13 protein-coding genes and 1 pseudogene are annotated in these 17,879 nt (G+C 68.5%); 6 read left to right on the top strand and 8 right to left on the bottom strand.

Translation table 11 applies throughout. From position 1 onward, the window contains the following. The first annotated feature begins 14 nt into the window (after positions 1-14). Positions 15-977: a D-alanine--D-alanine ligase family protein gene (locus FYC51_RS07875; RefSeq protein ID WP_148733035.1), complete on the top strand. Its 963-nt coding sequence runs from the start codon at positions 15-17 to the stop codon at positions 975-977. A 161-nt stretch (positions 978-1,138) separates the two neighbouring features. On the opposite strand, the gene FYC51_RS07870 is transcribed toward FYC51_RS07875, so the two are convergent. From FYC51_RS07870 to rpmH, 8 genes and pseudogenes are all read right to left on the bottom strand, one after another. Beyond that, entirely contained in the window at positions 1,139-2,122 is a 984-nt protein-coding gene (locus FYC51_RS07870; RefSeq protein ID WP_148733034.1) for a ParB/RepB/Spo0J family partition protein, read from the bottom strand. Next, on the bottom strand, positions 2,122-3,003 hold the full coding sequence (locus FYC51_RS19560; RefSeq protein ID WP_274379491.1) for a ParA family protein: 882 nt from the start codon (positions 3,001-3,003) through the stop codon (positions 2,122-2,124). Before FYC51_RS19560 ends, FYC51_RS07870 begins: the two co-directional genes overlap by 1 nt. A 4,074-nt stretch (positions 3,004-7,077) precedes the next feature. Then, a complete protein-coding gene (gene rsmG / locus FYC51_RS07855) occupies positions 7,078-7,707 on the bottom strand; it encodes a 16S rRNA (guanine(527)-N(7))-methyltransferase RsmG (protein ID WP_148733032.1) in 630 nt (209 codons plus the stop codon). A gap of 25 nt (positions 7,708-7,732) precedes the next feature. Then, positions 7,733-8,230 carry a Jag family protein gene (locus FYC51_RS07850; protein ID WP_148733031.1) on the bottom strand — a complete coding sequence of 166 codons (498 nt, stop codon included), beginning with the start codon at positions 8,228-8,230 and terminating at the stop codon, positions 7,733-7,735. A gap of 3 nt (positions 8,231-8,233) precedes the next feature. Further along, positions 8,234-9,199, bottom strand: a complete 966-nt coding sequence (gene yidC / locus FYC51_RS07845) for a membrane protein insertase YidC (protein ID WP_148733030.1) — start codon at positions 9,197-9,199, stop codon at positions 8,234-8,236. 149 nt (positions 9,200-9,348) lie between these two features. Further along, positions 9,349-9,639, bottom strand: a pseudogene (gene yidD / locus FYC51_RS07840) (membrane protein insertion efficiency factor YidD); the annotation flags it as partial. A gap of 2 nt (positions 9,640-9,641) precedes the next feature. Then, positions 9,642-10,034: a ribonuclease P protein component gene (gene rnpA, locus FYC51_RS07835; RefSeq protein WP_148733028.1), complete on the bottom strand. Its 393-nt coding sequence runs from the start codon at positions 10,032-10,034 to the stop codon at positions 9,642-9,644. An 8-nt stretch (positions 10,035-10,042) separates the two neighbouring features. Then, entirely contained in the window at positions 10,043-10,180 is a 138-nt protein-coding gene (rpmH, locus tag FYC51_RS07830; RefSeq protein ID WP_022889115.1) for a 50S ribosomal protein L34, read from the bottom strand. A 425-nt stretch (positions 10,181-10,605) separates the two neighbouring features. Here rpmH and dnaA point away from each other — a divergent pair, with 425 nt between their 5' ends. The 5 genes from dnaA to gyrB all read left to right on the top strand — a co-directional run bounded on the left by dnaA (position 10,606) and on the right by gyrB (position 17,819). After that, positions 10,606-12,027 (top strand): chromosomal replication initiator protein DnaA, encoded by a 1,422-nt coding sequence (gene dnaA / locus FYC51_RS07825; RefSeq protein WP_148733027.1) that lies wholly within the window; start codon positions 10,606-10,608, stop codon positions 12,025-12,027. Positions 12,028-12,721: 694 nt separating this feature from the next. After that, a complete protein-coding gene (gene dnaN / locus FYC51_RS07820; protein ID WP_148733026.1) occupies positions 12,722-13,870 on the top strand; it encodes a DNA polymerase III subunit beta in 1,149 nt (382 codons plus the stop codon). A gap of 117 nt (positions 13,871-13,987) precedes the next feature. After that, entirely contained in the window at positions 13,988-15,196 is a 1,209-nt protein-coding gene (gene recF, locus FYC51_RS07815; protein ID WP_148733025.1) for a DNA replication/repair protein RecF, read from the top strand. After that, entirely contained in the window at positions 15,189-15,683 is a 495-nt protein-coding gene (locus FYC51_RS07810; protein ID WP_148733024.1) for a DciA family protein, read from the top strand. The genes recF and FYC51_RS07810 overlap by 8 nt, the downstream gene beginning before the upstream one ends. A 123-nt stretch (positions 15,684-15,806) precedes the next feature. Next, positions 15,807-17,819, top strand: coding sequence for a DNA topoisomerase (ATP-hydrolyzing) subunit B (gene gyrB / locus FYC51_RS07805; RefSeq protein ID WP_148733023.1), 2,013 nt, complete (start codon positions 15,807-15,809; stop codon positions 17,817-17,819). Positions 17,820-17,879: the final 60 nt, after the last annotated feature.

The raw sequence follows: 17,879 nt of genomic DNA, 5'->3' as shown, positions 1-17,879 counted from the left end.
AGAAATCCCAGATCATGAGCGATTCCAGCGGTCTGTACGTGGTCGTTCTGGCCGGCGGCATCTCGCACGAGCGCGACGTGTCCCTGCGTTCGGGTCGTCGCGTCGCCGACGCCCTCGCCGAGGCCGGCCACCGCGTCGTGCTCCGCGATCCCGATGCGGGACTCCTCCCGTATCTCGCGAACGAGCATCCCGATGTGGTGTTCCCGGCGCTGCACGGCTCGAGCGGCGAGGACGGCTCCCTGCTCGACCTCCTCAATGCGCTCGGCGTGCCGACGGTCGGCTCGACCGGCGCCGCTGCGCGACGCGCGTGGTCGAAGCCCGTGGCCAGCTCGCTCGCGACGCACGCCGGCCTCGCCGTGCCACGGTCGATCGTGCTGTCGAACGAGGCGTTCCGCGAGCTCGGGGCCGCCAGCGTGCTCCGCGTGGTGCGCGAGGCGCTCGAGGGAGACCTCGTCGTGAAGCCCGGATCGGGCGGGTCCGCCCAGGGCGTCACCATCGTCGACGAGCCGAACGAGCTTCCGCGCGCGATGGTCGAGGCGTTCACCTATGACGACGTGGCCGTCGTGGAGCACCGTGTGCACGGCACCGAGATCGCAGTCGCCGTGATCGACACCGGTGACGGCCCGCGCGCGCTCACGCCCGTCGAGATCGAGCCGCGGACCGGCGTCTACGGGTTCCAGGCCCGCTACAACGCGGGGGAGACCACCTTCTATGCGCCCTCGCGACTCAGCGATGCGGTCAGCACGTCAGTGGCGGATGCCGCGGTGCACGCGCATCGCACGCTCGGGCTGCGCGACCTCTCGCGTATCGACTTCATCGTCGACACCGAGGGCACCCCGTGGTTCCTCGAGGCGAACGTGATTCCCGGGCTCACCGAGACGTCGCTCGTACCGCTCGCGATCGAGGCCTCGGGCACGGATGCCGCGACGGTCTACAGCGGTCTGGTGCGCGCCGCGGCGGCACGCGCCCAGGTCTGAGCTGAGGTCCCGACCAGCCGTGAGGCCGATCGTCGACCCCGCCCGCGGGCTCCTTCAAGTGGTGCCACAGCTCAGGCGGCTCAAACTGGCTCGCGTGGCTCGCGTGGCGCGAAGCAGGGTGTTTTCAGTTCACCAGGAGCCGTTCTCCGGGCGATCCGGGGTCAGACGCCCTCGAGTTCCTCGCCGAGGTCGCTGAGGATGCGACGGAGATCCTGAACCGTCGCGAAATCGATGCTGATCTGGCCTTTCCGGGCACCGATCGCGATCTTCACACGGGTGTTCAGGCGGTCCCCGAGGCGGGTGGCGAGATCGTCGAGGAAGTCCTGCCGCTTGCCGGCGGCGGGCTTCGCGCGGGACGGCTTCGGGCTGCTCGCCGCGAGCGCCTCGGCGGCGCGCACCGACAGCTCCTCGTTGACGATCTTGTCGGCGAACCGCTGCATCTCCTCAGGATCGTCGCTCACGGCGAGGATGGCCCGCGCGTGGCCCGCGCTCAGCACGCCGGCCGCGACTCGGAGCTGCACCGCCTCGGGGAGCTTGAGCAGGCGGAGGGTGTTGGATATCTGCGGACGGGAGCGACCGATGCGGGAGGCCAGCTCCTCCTGGGTGATCCCGAAGTCGGCGAGGAGCTGCTGGTAGGCGGACGCCTCCTCGAGCGGGTTGAGCTGCGACCGGTGGAGGTTCTCGAGCAGCGCATCGCGCAGCATGTCCTCGTTGGCCGTGTCCTTCACGACCGCCGGGATGGAGTCCAGGCCGGCGGCCTTCGTCGCACGCAGTCGGCGCTCGCCCATGACGAGCTCGTACTTGCCGGGCTCACCGGGGTGCGGGCGGACGACGATGGGCTGCAGGACGCCGAACTCTCGGACGCTGTGGACGAGTTCCTCGAGGTCCTCGGGGTCGAAGACCGTGCGGGGCTGCTGCGCGTTGGGGACGATGTCGTCGGGGCTCAACCGCGCCAGGCGCGCGCCGGGAACCGTGAGCAGGCCCTCCGTCGCGGCGGCCTGCTCGACGGCGGCGATGGCCGTGGCGGGCGTCGAGTCGGCGTCGGGAAAGAAGACGTCGACCGGACGAGTCGCGCGGGCTGCATCATCGACGGTGGGGATGAGAGCGCCGATTCCACGGCCGAGTCCGGTGCGCTTGGTAGCCATCAGTGCATGTCCTTCTGGGTGTTCTGGTTCGCGAGGCCGCGCCGTGCGATCTCCGCCGCTGCTTCGCGATAGGAGAGCGACCCGGTCGAGGCGAAGTCGTAGCTGATCACGCTCTGGCCGTAGCTGGGCGCCTCCGAGACCCGGACGGAGCGGGGGATGATCGTTCCGAGCGTCTGCGTCGGGAAATGATCCCGCACCTCCTGGGCGACCTGCTGCGCGAGGTTCGTGCGCGAGTCGTACATCGTGAGGAGGATCGTCGAGAGCCGGAGGTCGGGATTGAGGTGCTTCTCGATGAGCTCGATGTTGCTCAAGAGCTGGGACAGGCCCTCCAGCGCGTAGTACTCGCACTGGATGGGGATGAGCACCTCGCGCGCAGCGACGAACGCGTTGATCGTGAGCAGGCCGAGCGACGGCGGGCAGTCGATGAACACGTAGTCGTACGGTCGGTCCATCGCGGCGAGGTGCGCGTCGAGCGCACGGCGGAGGCGCTGCTCGCGAGCGACGAGGGACACGAGTTCGATCTCCGCGCCGGCGAGGTGGATGGTCGCGGGAACGCAATCCAAGCGCTCGTGCTCGGTCGACGGTTGGACCACCTCGGAGAGGGGGAGGTCCGCGACGAGCACTTCGTAGACGCTCTGCTGCTCCGACCGGTGATCGACCCCGAGGGCCGTCGACGCGTTGCCCTGCGGGTCGAGGTCGATGACCAGCACATGCGCACCGGTGCGAGCCAGCGCCGCGGCGAGATTGACGGCCGTCGTCGTCTTGCCGACGCCGCCCTTCTGGTTCGAGATCGTCATGATGCGCGTGCGCGCGGGCAGGGGAAGGACCTCACCCTCGAGTGCCTGGCGACGTCGCGTCTCGTCGGCGAGTTGATCGGCCAGGGGAGTTCCTCCGTACTGAGTGGACGTTTCACGTGAAACGGTGGTCGCGGGCTCCTGCGCGGTGGTTTCACGTGAAACGGACGCCGGAATGTCGATGGTGGGCAAGCTCGGCGGGTCTGTCTGGATGCGATCCAGCACAGGCTCGTTGGGCGATTCCCGAGGATCAAGCGTACCGGGCACGACCGTCGCCGACGATGCGGGCTGCGGGTCTGGGTCGGCTTCGATCACAGGATTCTCGGCCTGAGCCTCGTCGACGGAAGTGCTGGCCGGGGCGCTCGGGGGAGGCGTGTCAGTCGCGAGCCGCTGATCGATCCGGGCATCCCATTGGCTGGCGCCGCCCACCGTCGCCGACGTCGCTTCGTCGGCGATCGTGGACGCTGCCGGCGTCGGCTCCGTCCATGGCTCGGCGGCAACGGGGTGCTCGTGCACATCGGCGACGCTGGGCGGTGACGTCTCCCAGGTCGGTGCGAGCTCCAGCCCGTCCTGTTGGACTTCATCCACGTGCTCGTCTGCGCTGCGAGTGACTTCCTGGGCTTCGTGCGGCTGGCCCTCCTCGGCCGACCGAACGGTTGACTCGCTCACGTCCGTTCGCGGCGTCTGCAGTGATGAGACCGTGTCTGCCGCCGCATCACCGACGATCTCGCGGATGAGATCCTCGAGCAGGCGGTCGGGTGAGGTCTTCGGAAGCGAGTGAGGCAATGCGGTGTCATCCGCACCTGTTTCATCCGTGAGCGCGGCAGCGGTCGCGACATCCCAATCGATGCTCGTCGTAACGGGTGGAGGTGACGCTGCAGGAGCTGCCTCACCTGCCGGCGACGTCGGATTCGATGCAGGCCCCGGCAACGATGTGGACGGAGCGGCGGAGCCGGCGTCACCCGCGGTGCCCGAGTTCGCAGGCCCGGTCGGCGACTCGCCCCGTGGGCCAGCCGTCGGCTCACTGGTCACGGAAGCGGTGGGTGCTCCGAACGATGCCGGGGGCGATGACGGGGGTGCCCACTCCGGCGATGCCGTCCACGACTCGGTGGTGGGGTTGGATACGGGAGGCGGTGGCGTTGCTGTCGCGTGCCACGCTGGAACCGTGACGGGCGCAACCTGGTCGGGGATGCTCGGAGAGGCCGCCTCAGGATCTCGGGCCTCGGGGCTCCATTGCTCGTTGTCATCGGAGACGACGACCGACGACTGGGTCAGGGGCGTGCCGGCGTTCCAAGAAGTACCGGGCGTCGGAGTCTCGCTCGACTGAGGGCCGGCAGCCGATCGGGAATCCGGTGCGGGCGGTCGAAGCGTGCTCGCGTGCGTCGTGCCGTTGTCTGGTTCAGGGTCGGGCTGTTGTCGCTTCCGGTGGAACCATCCGCGACCTCCACCCTGTGCCATACCCGCTGCTCCCCGTCAGTCCGCTGCACCGATCGTCGTGCGTTCGGCTCGAGAATCCAGCCTAACCGCCACACCCGTCGGCGCCACGGTTGGATTCCCGTGTCCGCCGGATGGCCCAGGGTTCGTCGTTGTTGAGGACGTGCGTGGCTCGGCGGTCCGCCTGAGTCCCGAGGGTGAGGACGTGTCCATGGTTCGGAGCGACGCATCGCGAACCACCACCGTGGGGTCGCCTGCGCTCCGTCCGAGATCGGGGTCATCGGGCGTAGACGTGGTCGTGCGTTGGTGACATTCGGGAGTTGCATGTTTCACGTGAAACGGCTCTCGTTGTTCGAGGGTGCACGATTGTGGGTGGAGTTCATCCGGCTGCGGTCTTGCCTCGCGCCTCGTTTCACGTGAAACGGCGATCATCCCGTTGGCACTGACGTGCCGCGTCGTCGGCGCCCTCTCGTCATTTGAGACTTCGGTCGACGTTTCACGTGAAACGTCGACCGATCCTCGGCCTCTGGACCACCTCAGTACCCCACTCGTTACGTGAGCCCCTCGCACGAGCTCGCCTCTGTCGGGCCCATGACCGTGGGGCCTTGGTGCAAGCCCGCGCGGCGCCCGCGGCGCCGTTCCAGTCACCCCACCGTTGCCGCCGCGTGCCGCCCCCAGCTCGTCACGCTCCCGTCCCGTCGGGTCCGTAACGTCAGCCGTTCCCGCATCGCCCGCCGTTCCCGCGCTGCCCGCCGTTCCCCGCTGCCCGCCGTTCCCGCGCCGCCCACCGTTCCCGCGCTGCCCACCGTCCCCGCGCTGCCCGCCGTTCCCGCGCTGCCCGCCGTTCCCGCGCCGCCCGCCGTTCCCCCGCCGCCCGCCGTTCCCCCGCCGCCCACCGTCCCCGCGCCGCCCACCGTCCCCGCGCCGCCCGCCGTTCCCGCGCTGCCCGCCGTTCCCCCGCTGCCCACCGTTCCCGCGCTGCCCACCGTTCCCGCTTTCGCCCGCCGTCCCCGCTCCGCCCGTTGTTTCGGACATGTCGGCCATTCCCGCGCTGCCCACCATTCTTTCGCTTCCCCCACCGTCCCCGCTCCGCCCGCTGTCCCTCACGCTTGCCGTCTGCGGCCACGGCCCGTTGCCGCGCGCTGCCCACCGTTCCCGCTTCGCCCGCCCTTCCCGTTCCGGTCATCGGTTTCCGACACGTCGGCCGTTCCCGCTCCGCCCACCCGTTGCCGCCTCGCCCACCCTTTCCTCACCTCCGCAGTTCCCGCTCCGCCCGCCATCACCATTCCCGCCTCGTCCGTCGTTCCCGTCGCACCGATCGCGGGCTTTCGGGGTGAGGGGTCATCTCTCTGCCGTGCGGGTGCGGTCTCCTCCTCGCACAGCGACCGACTGCTTCGAGGGATTCAGACGGGCACGATCACGTCGCACGAGGATCATGTAGTGATGGCGCCACGCCGTCTCACCACCGTTGAGACTGCGCCGGAGCTCCCCGAGGCCGCTCCGTGGGGACTTCGTGGGGACTTCGCGACGGATACCGCCGCGTGGTGGTGGGCCCGGTGAGTGCAGTCAGTGAAGGACAGATTCGGTCGAGTCAGACGTGTTCGATCGATTGCGCGACCGCAGAGGCGACCCGAGCCAAGCACGCTCATCACCGCCGGCGGACTCCGGGGGACGGCGGATCGCCTCGGAGGCGAGCTCATTCAGGAGGGCGTCGGCCACAGCCGGGAGTCGATCGCCTGATCTTGGTCCGGGCGCGCCGGCGCGGGCGCGGGGGGTTGCACGGCAGGAGGGGGTCGGCCACAGCCAGGAGTCGATCGCCAGCTCTTGGTCCGGGCGCGCCGGCTCCTGGGCGGGGGGTTTGCACTACGACGATGCGGGACGTGCGCGACGCCGCCGAATGACGTGCATTCAGGTGTTGCACCGACCCACATGGCTGGACTCCGTGCTCAGTCGGACAGGCGAGGGGGAGTGGGGGCAACTACTCGTTCGGACGATTGCGAGAGAGGTCCTGAGCGCAATCGGGACGCGTGGCTAGCGCGGACGGAGCTCTCGGGCGGGGTGGCTGCTCCGCCGTAATCAGCCGATCCAAAACAGAGCATGTCGAGGAGGCGGCGTACAGCTCCCAGGCACGGTACGTCAGCCAGCCTGCCGGTTGCCCGCGCGCGATGCGGAAATGTGGCGGCGCACTGTGCCAACGTCCCGAAAGGTGAAGATCGTGCCCGTCTCACCCCTTCGCGGGCATGCTCAGACCACTCACCGTCGTCGTCGACATCGGTCGACTGAATCATCGCCGTGCGTCCGCACTTGGAACCGTCCGCCCGAGGGAGGGAAACGGGCCAGTCCCCGCGCGCTCGTTGTGCATTCGAGGTGATTCGTGGCGACCATGGGCCTGCCGGATCGGGCATTGAGCGTCGGATGGAGACACGACGCTCTGCCAATCGCCGGGTGTCACTGACGTCTTCGCGCACCGATCCGAGATCAGCCGGATCGAATGCCCGTGGGCCCCTCGTACGTTCAGCCTTGCTCGGGATGTTTCACGTGAAACGTCCCCGCGAAGCGTCGCTTCAGATCAGAGCCGTGGATGATGGCGACGAGCGGCACCGGTCCCCGCGTCGCCATGATGCGCCTCCGCACCACCGTGCAGCATGTGGGCACCGACGACCCGTCGTCGTCGCCACCGCGTACGTTCCCGAACGAGCGAGCCGGCAGCCGTCACCGACGAAGCGCTCAGCCCACCGTCGCGCGGAACACTCGCGTGACCTCGCTCACGACGCCCTCACCGAGCACGAGCACCTCTGCGTCGTGCACCTTGTACTTGCGGATCGCCTTCTCGGCGGCCCCGATCTCGCCGTCGACGCCGGCGCCCTTCATGAGCACGAGCTCACCACCCGGGCGGAGCAGGGGAGCGGTGATGGGGATGAGGGTGCGGAGTGCGCTGACGGCCCGCGCGGTCACCTGGTCGAGTGCGCCCTTCAGCTTTGCCTCCTCAGCGCGCGCCCGGACGACCTCGACGTTGGCGAGCCCCAACTCGTCGACCTGACGCTCGAGCCACGCGACGCGCCGCTCCATCGGCTCGATGAGGACGAATGACACGTCGGGACGCATGATGCCGAGCACCAAGCCAGGAAGGCCCGCGCCCGATCCGACGTCACCGACCCGGCCCGGACGGAGCAACGGAGCCACAAGTGCGCTGTTGAGCACGTGGCGCGTCCAGAGGCGGGGGAGTTCCAGTGGTCCGACGAGTCCGCGCTCCTCGCCGTGGCGTGCCAGCGCCTCGGTGAACTGCCGTCCCTTCGCGATGTGCTCGCCGAACAGGTCGGCGGCCGCCGCGGGCTCGGGCTCGAGACCGTCGGTCATCGTTTCACGTGAAACGTCGTCGGGTTCAGGCACTGCGAGTGATGACCGTGTGCCGGTCGGCGCCCTCGCCTCGCGACTCCGAGTAGAAGCCGCGCTCGCTCACGAGATCGTGCACGAGCTTCCGCTCATACGACGACATCGGGGGGAGCGCTGCCTCAGCGGCCCCGCCTTCGATGCGCTCCACCGCACGGGAGACGAGACCTGCGAGCTCGTCGCGGCGCGCGTCGCGCGAGCCGCCGATATCGAGGATCAGTCGCGAGAACGCACCGGTCTTGGTCTGCACGGCAAGGCGCGTGAGTTCCTGCAGAGCGCTCACCGTCTCGGGCTTCGACAGCATGCGGAGGTTCGCACCCTCGCCGGCGTTCACCGAGACGTACGCGCGGCCGTTCCGGGCGTCGATGTCGATGTCACCGTCGAGGTCGCAGATGTCGAGGAGTTCCTCGATGTAGTCCGCGGCGATGTCGCCTTCCTCCTCGAGCTGGGCGATCGAGCGGTCCTCGGCTTCGTGCTGCACGTTCGTCATCGTCTACTTTCCGCCCTGCTTCTTCGCACGGGCCTTGCCCATCGGCTGCTGGCGCTGCGTGGTCGTCGGCTTCTTCGGCTCGGCGACGTCGTTCTCGTGCTTCTCCTCGACGACGAGCTTGCCCTTCTTGGCGAGGCGAGCTTCACGAGCACGGGCCGCTTCGGACCCGGGGGTCGGCATGTTGCGGATGACCAGGAACTGCTGACCCATGGTCCAGAAGTTCGAGACGAGCCAGTAGAACATGACGCCGAGCGGGAAGGCGACACCCGAAACCGCGAACACCAGCGGGAGCAGGTACAGCAGGATGCGCTGCTGGCGGAACATGGGGCTCGCCTTGGTCTCGGGCGACATGTTCTTCGAGACGATCTGCAGCTGCGTGATGAACTGCGATGCGGTCATCAGGACGATCATCACCGACGCGACCACCATGGTCTGCCACGGCTGACCGCCGTTGTTCCACGCCTCGATGAAGGTGGAGTTCAACGGGGCTCCGAGGAACACGGCATTCGCGAACGAGTCGGCGAGCTCCTGCGAGAGGGCACCGACGCCGGCTCGGTCGTGCACGGACGCGTCGTTGAGCACCGAGAAGAGGCCGAAGAAGATCGGCATCTGGAGCAGGAGCGGGAGGCACGAGGAGAGCGGGTTGGTCCCGGTCTTCTTGTAGAGCTCCATCGTCTCGCGCGACATGGCCTCGCGCGAGAACTGGTCCTTCTTGCCCTTGTACTTGTCCTGGATCTTCTTGAGCTGGGGAGCGACCTCGAGCATGCGACGCTGGCTCTTGATCTGGCGCACGAAGATCGGGATGAGCGCCGCGCGAACGACGATGACCAGCCCGACGATCGAGAGCACCCAGGTGACACCCGCATCGGGGTCGAGCCCGAAGAACGTCCACATCGAATGGAAGGCGACGAGGATCAACTCGATGGCCCACTTGATGGGCCAGAGGATCAAGCCGAGAAAATCAGGCATGGAACGAGTCAGTCCTTCCGGGACAGGTTGGGGGAGGAGTTCGCGAGGACCGGCTCATCGGCGCGGGGCTCGGCGGCGGCTCGGTGCTCGAGCTCGTGGGCGAGGCGGGCGGCCGCGGCATCCGCTTCGGCCTTGGGGAACATGCCGGCCGGCACGACCCATCCGAACTTCGTGATGCGGTACCGGTCGTGACGCGCGGCGCGCACCTCGTCGATGCCGCCGGCCGTCCACGGGTTGCACCGGACGATGCGCCAGGCCGTCAGGGCGGAACCGACCACCAGTCCGCGCTGCTGCACGGAGCCGAGGCCGTATGCGGAGCAAGAGGGGTAGTACCGGCACACGTCCCCGTAGAGGGGCGAGATCACGGCGCGATACGCGCGGAGCAGCAGGACGCCGAGGTTGCGCGGGATGAGCAGGATGAAGAACGCCAGGTTGCGCATCGTCAGCCGTCCTTCATGGCGGCGGCCGCCGCGACGGCCTCAACCGGGCGGGCGGCGGCACGTGCCGGCCCGCGGGTGAACGCGGCGAGCACCTCGCCGCGCAACTCGGACCATTCCACCTCGGCCGCACCGGGCAATGCCCGGACCACCACATCGACGCCGTGGACGCCGTCGCCCAGGGCTTCGTGGCAGACGGCCTTGAGCCGTCGGCGCAGGAGGTTGCGTCGCACCGCCGTGCCGACCTTCTTGGAGACGATGAAGCCGAAGCGTGCGTCGGTGCCCGACTCCCGTGAGCGCAGATAGCTCACGGTGTGGGCACCGGCGACCTTCGCACCCCGGCGCACGACGGCTCGGTAGTCGTCGGCGCTCGTGATGCGATTGGCTTTGGCGAGCACCGAGGGACTTACGCGGAGAGTTCGGTGCGACCCTTGGCGCGGCGAGCCGAGAGGATGGCGCGGCCCGCGCGGGTGCGCATGCGAAGGCGGAAGCCGTGCTTCTTGGCGCGACGACGGTTGTTCGGCTGGAAGGTACGCTTGCTCATTCTTCTTCTCCGGCTGTCGGAATCTCCGCGCCGCGCAGCGAGTGCGATGCTCCGGAGGGAAACTGGGTGCCCGAAAGGGCTGGGGTCAACCTATTAAAACTACGGCCTCCCGGACCCGTGGTCAAACCAGGCGAAGTCCGAAGCCGGCATAGTGCGAACGGAAGAGTATCCCGCATACCTCGGGATACCCTGTGGATCGACACGCGGGAGGCGTCGAATCCCTCCTCCGGCATTTGTCCCAGGGGGCGAGTTTCGCTAGCGTGTGAGACCAGTTATCCCCAGCCTTGCACGCGGAATCCCGGGCGTCTCGCCGATTCTGCACACAGCCGGTGGATAACGGTGAACACTTCGCCTCGCGCCGCTCGTTCCATCGATCGGGGGATCGATGAGCGGCACACGACGGCACCGAGGGATTGCGGGGAACGATGACAGAGCAGCCCATCTCCGATACATGGGCCACCGTCCTCGACCGACTCAACGACGACGACGCGATCACCCCGATGCTGCAGGGGTTCCTCAACCTGGTCGAGCCCAAGGGCATCGCCGCCGGCACCTTCTACCTCGAGGTCCCGAACGACTTCACGGCCAGCATGCTCAACCAGCGGATGCGCGTCTCGCTCCTCTCGGCGATGAGCGCGATCGAGTCGCCCTCGTCGGTGACCTCCTTCTACGTGGTCGTGAACCCCGAGCTCGAGGAGACGCGGGCGCCCGAGCCGAAGCCCGCCGCGTTCGACGACTACCCCAACCCGGTCGAGCTGCCGGCCTCCCCGCAGTCGGTGTTCGAGAACACGAGCCCCGACCGACCGCGCGACGCACGCCTCAACCCGAAGTACTCGTTCGACAGCTTCGTCATCGGCCAGTCCAACCGCTTCGCCCACGCGGCCGCGGTCGCCGTGGCCGAGGCGCCGGCGAAGGCCTACAACCCCCTCTTCATCTACGGCGACTCCGGGCTCGGCAAGACGCACCTCCTGCACGCGATCGGCCACTACGCGCAGAGCCTCTATCCCGGCATCCGCGTGCGGTACGTCTCGTCGGAGGAGTTCACGAACGACTTCATCAACTCGATCGCGAACAACCGCGGCTCGCTGTTCCAGCAGCGCTACCGCAACATCGACATCCTGCTCATCGACGACATCCAGTTCCTGCAGGGCAAGGCGGAGACGCAGGAGGCGTTCTTCCACACCTTCAACACGCTGCACGACCACAACAAGCAGGTCGTGATCACGAGCGACGTGCCGCCGAAGCACCTCACGGGGTTCGAGGACCGGATGCGCAGCCGCTTCGAGTGGGGCCTCATCACCGACGTGCAGGCGCCCGACCTCGAGACCCGCATCGCCATCCTCCGCAAGAAGGCGCAGTCCGAGCGGCTCCAGGTGCCCGACGAGATCCTCGAGTACATGGCGTCGAAGGTCTCCTCCAACATCCGCGAGCTCGAGGGCACGCTCATCCGCGTCACCGCGTTCGCGAGCCTCAACCGCACGCCCGTCGACATGCCGCTCGTGCAGACCGTGCTCAAGGACCTCATCACCGACGACACCGACAACGTCGTCGCGCCGGTCGACATCATCACGGCCACGGCCGACTACTTCAAGCTCACGGTCGACGACCTCTACGGCTCGAGCCGGTCCCAGGCCGTCGCTACCGCGCGGCAGATCGCCATGTACCTCTGCCGTGAGCTCACGAACCTGTCGCTGCCGAAGATCGGACAGCTCTTCGGCAACCGCGACCACACCACCGTGATGTACGCGAACAAGAAGATCTCGGAGCTCATGAAGGAGCGCCGGTCGATCTACAACCAGGTCACCGAGCTCACCGCACGCATCAAGCAGAACGCCCGCTACCGCTGACGGATGCCGCGAACGGGCGTCGCACGGATGCCGCGCGCCCGCGTCGAACGGATGCCGCGCCACCGCGCGACACCCTCGCACGACGTCATCGAGCCCGCTTCCGCGCCCTCCGCAGGCGCTCCGTGACCCCTGAACGGGCGATTCCCACAACTGTGGAAAAGTTGTGGATTGTTAAGGGGACGGCCCGCAACGCCTGTTGAGACGGCGGGGGAGCCTGTGCAAAACCCCACCCGGCCCACGCGGCCCGCTCGACGCTTCCCGGTCGAATCGCACACGCTGTGCACAGCTCCGATCGGCAGACATCGGCGTGGTTCCGCGCATCGCAGCACACCATCCACAGTTTCCACAGCGGTTAACACCGTTAAGAGAAAGATGGATTAAGCGCGGGCCCGACAACATCGAGGGCGTCGGGGTCGGAGCCGAGGTCTCACATCGTGCGACTCGCGACCCGATGTCGACGGTCGAGGGGTGTGGAATGTCCGTCGCCGTGGTTCAGTCGCGCCCGCAGGGCACGCGACCCTGGGCGCTCACCTCGATGCACGCGGACCCGGGGCGTGCGCCGCGCACCACCGCGTCGACCTGTCGCTCACGACCGCGGTGACGATGCCCGAGCGCACACGGAATGTCCCGACACCGTGCGGAACAGTCCGGATAGCATGGGTGAGCCAGCCAGCAGCACGAGGACGGGAGAACCGTGAAGTTCCAGGTCAATCGCGACGTCTTCAGTGAGGCCGTGTCCTTCGCCGTCAAGCTCCTGCCGCAGCGCACGACGCTGCCCATCCTCTCCGGCGTGCTGATCCAGGCGAACGACGACGGCCTCGTGCTCTCCTCCTTCGACTACGAGGTCTCGTCGCAGACCGAGATCCAAGCCGACGTCGAGGAGTCGGGCACGGTCCTGGTCTCGGGTCGCCTCCTCGCCGAGATCGCCGGCCGCCTGCCGAACGCGCCCGTGCACGTCGCGACCGAGGAGTCCCGCATCTCCGTGACCTGCGGCTCCGCGAGCTTCACCCTCCTCTCGATGCCGGTCGAGGAATACCCGTCGATCCCCGAGGTGGGCACCGAGTCCGGCGTGGTCCCGGCCGAGGAGTTCGCCACGGCCGTCGCGCAGGTCGCCGTCGCGGCATCCCGAGACGACGTGACCCCCGTGATCACCGGGGTGCAGCTCGAGGTGCGCGAGAACAACCTCAGCCTCGTCGCGACCGACCGGTATCGCGTCGCGATCCGCGAGATCGAATGGGACGGCGGCGGTGTCGCCTCCGAGGAGACGCTCGCGGCGCTCGTGCCTGCCCGCACCCTGCAGGAGGTCGGCAAGACCTTCGGGCACTCGGGCACGATCTCGGTCGCGATCACCAGCCGCGACGATCGCGAGCTCATCGCGTTCAGCGCCGACCGCAAGACCGTGACGTCCCTCCTCATCAAGGGCAACTTCCCGCCCGTGCGCCGGCTCTTCCCCGAGACCGTCGACAACTACGCGGTCATGAACACGGCCGAGCTCATCGAGGCCACCCGCCGCGTGGCGCTCGTGCTCGAGCGCGAGGCCGCGCTCCGCTACAGCTTCACCGCCGACGGACTCACGCTCGAGGCGATCGGCAGCCAGCAGGCCCAGGCCTCCGAGACGATCGACGCCATCCTCACGGGCGACGACACGGTCGTGTCGCTCAAGCCGCAGTTCCTGCTCGACGGCCTCGGCGCGGTGCACTCGGAGTTCGTGCGCATCTCCTTCACCAAGACGGAGAACCCCAACAAGCCGGGTCCCGTGCTCATCACGAGCCAGACGTCGCGCGACCAGGCCGGCGCCGACACGTACCGCTACCTGCTGCAGCCGAACCTGCTGCTGCGGTGACGTTCTGCCGGCGCTACCCGACCACCGGGGTGGTGCGATTCCGCGGCCGCTGCTCGACCACCGGAGTCGGTCGGCGCGGGTAGCGTTGAGGCGTCCGGCCGAGGAAGGGAGCCCAGCGTGCACGTCGCCCGCCTCTCCCTCACCGACTACCGCAACTACGAGCGCGCCGAGCTCGTGCTCGGTCCCGGCGCCACCGTGTTCGTCGGCCGCAACGGGCAGGGCAAGACCAACCTCGTCGAGTCGATCGGCTACCTCGCGACGCTCGGGTCCCATCGCGTCTCGGGAGACCAGGCGCTCATCCGGGCCGGGGCGGATGCCGCGATCGTGCGCGCCCTGCTCGCGCACGGCGACCGCGAGCTCCTCATCGAGCTGCAGCTGAACCGCCAGGGCGCCAATCGGGCGCAGCTCAACCGATCACCGGTGAAGACCCGCGAGCTGCCACGCTACGCGCACAGCGTGCTCTTCGCCCCCGAGGACCTCGCGATCGTCCGCGGTGAGCCCTCCGTGCGCCGCCGCCTGCTCGACGAGCTGCTCGTGCAGCGCACTCCGCGCCTCGCGGGGGTCATGGCCGACTACGAGCGGGTGCTGAAGCAGCGCAACTCGCTCCTGAAGAGCGCCCGTGCCCGAGGCCTCGCCGCGGCCCAGCTCCCGACGCTCGACATCTGGGACGAGCGGCTCGTGCAGCTCGGCTCCGAGCTCATCGACCAGCGCGTGGCGCTCGTGGGGGAGCTCGCCGCCCCGCTCGCCGCGGCCTACCACTCCATCGTCGACGCCGATCACGCGCCAGGGCTGCGTCCGCTCCTCTCGATCGACGGGGCCGACCCCGAGTCCGAGACCCCGGCGGATGCCGCGCCGCGGTCGGCCGCGGCATCCGAAGCGATCGCCGCCATCGCCGGCGACGGGGCATCCGCCACAGCCGTCCGCTTCGCCGAGGCGATCCGCAACCTGCGGCCGAAGGAGCTCGAGCGGGGGATCACGCTCGTCGGCCCGCACCGCGACGATGTGGTGCTGCTCCTCAACGGCCTGCCCGCGAAGGGGTACGCGAGCCACGGCGAGTCGTGGTCGTTCGCGCTCGCGCTGCGCCTGGCATCCGCGGAGCTGCTGCGCCGGGACTCGACCACCGGCGACCCGGTGCTCGTGCTCGACGACGTCTTCGCCGAACTCGACCGGCTGCGCCGGGAGCGCCTGGCCGCGGCGATCGGCGGGTTCGAGCAGGTGCTCGTGACCGCGGCGGTGCTCGAGGACGTGCCCGAGCCGCTCATCGCACGCATCGTGCACATCGACGCCGGCCACATCGTCGAGGAGGAGGCGACGACGGATGCCTGAAGCTCCCGAGCGCTCCGAGGCCGCGCGCGTCTACCAGCACTTCCGCGAGATCTTCGGCGACACCCGTCCACGCCCCGGTCGCGCACGCAGCCGCACCCGCGACACGACCGGCGGCGAGCCATTCACCCCCGGCCGCGACCCGAAGCCGCTCGCCGACGCGATCGACGGGCTCACCAGCCAGCTCGGCTGGACCGCGCCGCTGTCGCAGCACGAGGTGCTCGCCTCGTGGTCCGAGGTCGCCGGCGACGAGATCGCGCGGCACTCCGACGCGATCGCCATCGAGAACGGCGTGCTGCAGGTGCGCTGCGAGTCGACGGCATGGGCGACGCAGCTCCGGCTGATGCGTTCCGAGCTCGTCACCCGCATCCTCGACCGGTACCCGGGAGCCGGGGTCGAGACGATCCGCTTCCAAGGACCCGATGCCCCCACCTGGAAAAGGGGTCCCAGATCGGTTCCAGGGCGTGGTCCGCGCGATACCTACGGCTGAGGTGGCAAATTCGGTCACTTCCCCTGCGTCATCGCCTCAGATCGGCGCTTCCGGGCCGGTGAGGACCCTCCGTTTGATAGGATTGAGAGTCGCCAGAACGACGGTCAGGAGCCCGATTCACCCATGACAGCGGAACCGACGAAGGCCCAGCAGACGCCTGAATACGGTGCAGACGCGATCCAGGTTCTCGAGGGCCTCGAAGCGGTTCGCAAGCGCCCCGGTATGTACATCGGTTCGACCGGGCCACGGGGTCTCCACCACCTCGTCTACGAGATCGTCGACAACTCGGTCGACGAGGCGCTCGCGGGCTTCGCCGACGACATCGACGTGACGATCCTGCCCGACGGCGCCATCCGCGTGATCGACAACGGCCGCGGCATCCCCGTCGACATCCACAAGACCGAGGGCCGTTCGACGGTCGAGGTCGTGCTCACGGTGCTGCACGCCGGCGGCAAGTTCGGCGGTGGCGGGTACGCCGTGTCCGGCGGACTGCACGGTGTCGGGTCATCCGTCGTCAACGCCCTCTCGTCGCGCCTCGAGGTCGAGGTGAAGCGGCAGGGCCACGTGTGGCGCCAGTCCTACACGGTCGGCGTTCCCGATGCCCCGCTCTCGCAGGACGAGGCATCCGAGGCCACCGGCACGACGATCACCTTCTGGCCGAGTCCCGACATCTTCGAGACCGTCGAGTTCGACTACGAGACGCTGCGCACCCGCTTCCAGCAGTACGCCTTCCTCAACAAGGGGTTGCGCATCACCCTCACCGACCTGCGGGTCGGGCACATCGAGATCGATCCCGAGGACACGGCCGAGTCCGAGGCGGATGCCCCGGAGCCGCGTTCCGACACCTTCTTCTACGAGCGCGGCCTCGTCGACTACGTCGAGTACCTCAACCGCTCGAAGAAGGCCGACCTCGTGAACGACGAGATCATCTCGTTCGAATCCGAGGACACCGAGCGCAAGATCGCGCTCGAGGTCGCGATGCAGTGGACCACCGCCTATACGGAGTCCGTGCACACGTACGCGAACACGATCAACACGCACGAGGGCGGCACGCACGAGGAGGGGTTCCGCGCGGCGCTCACCACGCTCATGAACCGCTACGCGCGCGAGAAGGGCATCCTCAAGGACAAGGACGACAACCTCTCGGGCGACGACGTGCGCGAGGGACTCACCGCGGTCATCTCGGTGAAGCTGTCCGAGCCGCAGTTCGAGGGCCAGACCAAGACGAAGCTCGGCAACACCGAGGCCAAGTCGTTCGTGCAGAAGGTCACGGGCGACCAGCTCGGCGACTGGTTCGAGCGCAACCCCAACCAGGCGCGTGACATCATCCGCAAGGCGATCCAGGCGGCCACGGCCCGTATCGCCGCCCGCAAGGCGCGAGAGGCCACCCGACGCAAGGGCTTCCTGGAGTCGAGCGGCATGCCCGGCAAGCTCTCCGACTGCACGAGCAAGGACCCGACGATCTCCGAGATCTTCCTCGTCGAGGGCGACTCGGCCGGCGGCTCCGCCAAGACGGGTCGCAACCCCGAGACGCAGGCGATCCTGCCGCTGCGCGGCAAGATCCTCAACGTCGAGAAGGCACGACTCGACCGGGCGCTCGGCAACGCCGAGATCCAGGCGATGATCACCGCATTCGGAACCGGCATCGGCGAGGACTTCAACGCCGAGAAGGCCAGGTACCACAAGATCGTGCTCATGGCCGACGCCGACGTCGACGGCCAGCACATCACGACCCTGCTGCTCACCCTGCTGTTCCGCTACATGCGGCCGCTCATCGAGATGGGCTACGTGTACCTCGCGCAGCCCCCGCTCTACCGGCTGAAGTGGACGAACGCCGAGCACGAGTACGTCTACTCCGACCGCGAGCGCGACGCGTTGCTCACGGCCGGCCTGGCCGAGGGCAAGCGCATCGCCAAGGAGAACGGCGTGCAGCGCTACAAGGGCCTCGGCGAGATGAACCACCAGGAGCTGTGGGACACGACGATGAACCCCGAGACCCGCACGCTGCTGCAGGTCACGGTCGACGACGCGGCCGCGGCCGACGAGATCTTCTCCACGCTGATGGGCGACGACGTCGAGAGCCGCCGCAGCTTCATCCAGAAGAACGCGAAGGACGTGCGTTTCCTTGACATCTGACGTGATCAACCCCGGCGGCGACGGCGAGGGCTTCGGCATCCACGGTCGGATCGACCAGGT

It is taken from the genome of Agromyces mariniharenae, from assembly GCF_008122505.1.
GTDB classification, from domain to species: domain Bacteria; phylum Actinomycetota; class Actinomycetes; order Actinomycetales; family Microbacteriaceae; genus Agromyces; species Agromyces mariniharenae.
The sequence above is the reverse complement of the archived record's forward strand: the minus strand, read 5'-3'. Positions and strand labels throughout refer to the sequence as shown.

Excerpts from the sequence above, each read along its gene's own strand:
- FYC51_RS07875 (WP_148733035.1), top strand. The coding sequence starts at position 15 with ATGAGCGATTCCAGCGGTCTGTACGTGGTCGTTCTGGCCGGCGGCATC.
- yidC (WP_148733030.1), bottom strand. The coding sequence starts at position 9,199 with ATGCCTGATTTTCTCGGCTTGATCCTCTGGCCCATCAAGTGGGCCATC.
- FYC51_RS07870 (WP_148733034.1), bottom strand. The coding sequence starts at position 2,122 with ATGGCTACCAAGCGCACCGGACTCGGCCGTGGAATCGGCGCTCTCATC.
- FYC51_RS07810 (WP_148733024.1), top strand. The coding sequence starts at position 15,189 with ATGCCTGAAGCTCCCGAGCGCTCCGAGGCCGCGCGCGTCTACCAGCAC.
- rpmH (WP_022889115.1), bottom strand. The coding sequence starts at position 10,180 with ATGAGCAAGCGTACCTTCCAGCCGAACAACCGTCGTCGCGCCAAGAAG.
- rsmG (WP_148733032.1), bottom strand. The coding sequence starts at position 7,707 with ATGACCGACGGTCTCGAGCCCGAGCCCGCGGCGGCCGCCGACCTGTTC.
- gyrB (WP_148733023.1), top strand. The coding sequence starts at position 15,807 with ATGACAGCGGAACCGACGAAGGCCCAGCAGACGCCTGAATACGGTGCA.
- dnaA (WP_148733027.1), top strand. The coding sequence starts at position 10,606 with ATGACAGAGCAGCCCATCTCCGATACATGGGCCACCGTCCTCGACCGA.
- FYC51_RS07850 (WP_148733031.1), bottom strand. The coding sequence starts at position 8,230 with ATGACGAACGTGCAGCACGAAGCCGAGGACCGCTCGATCGCCCAGCTC.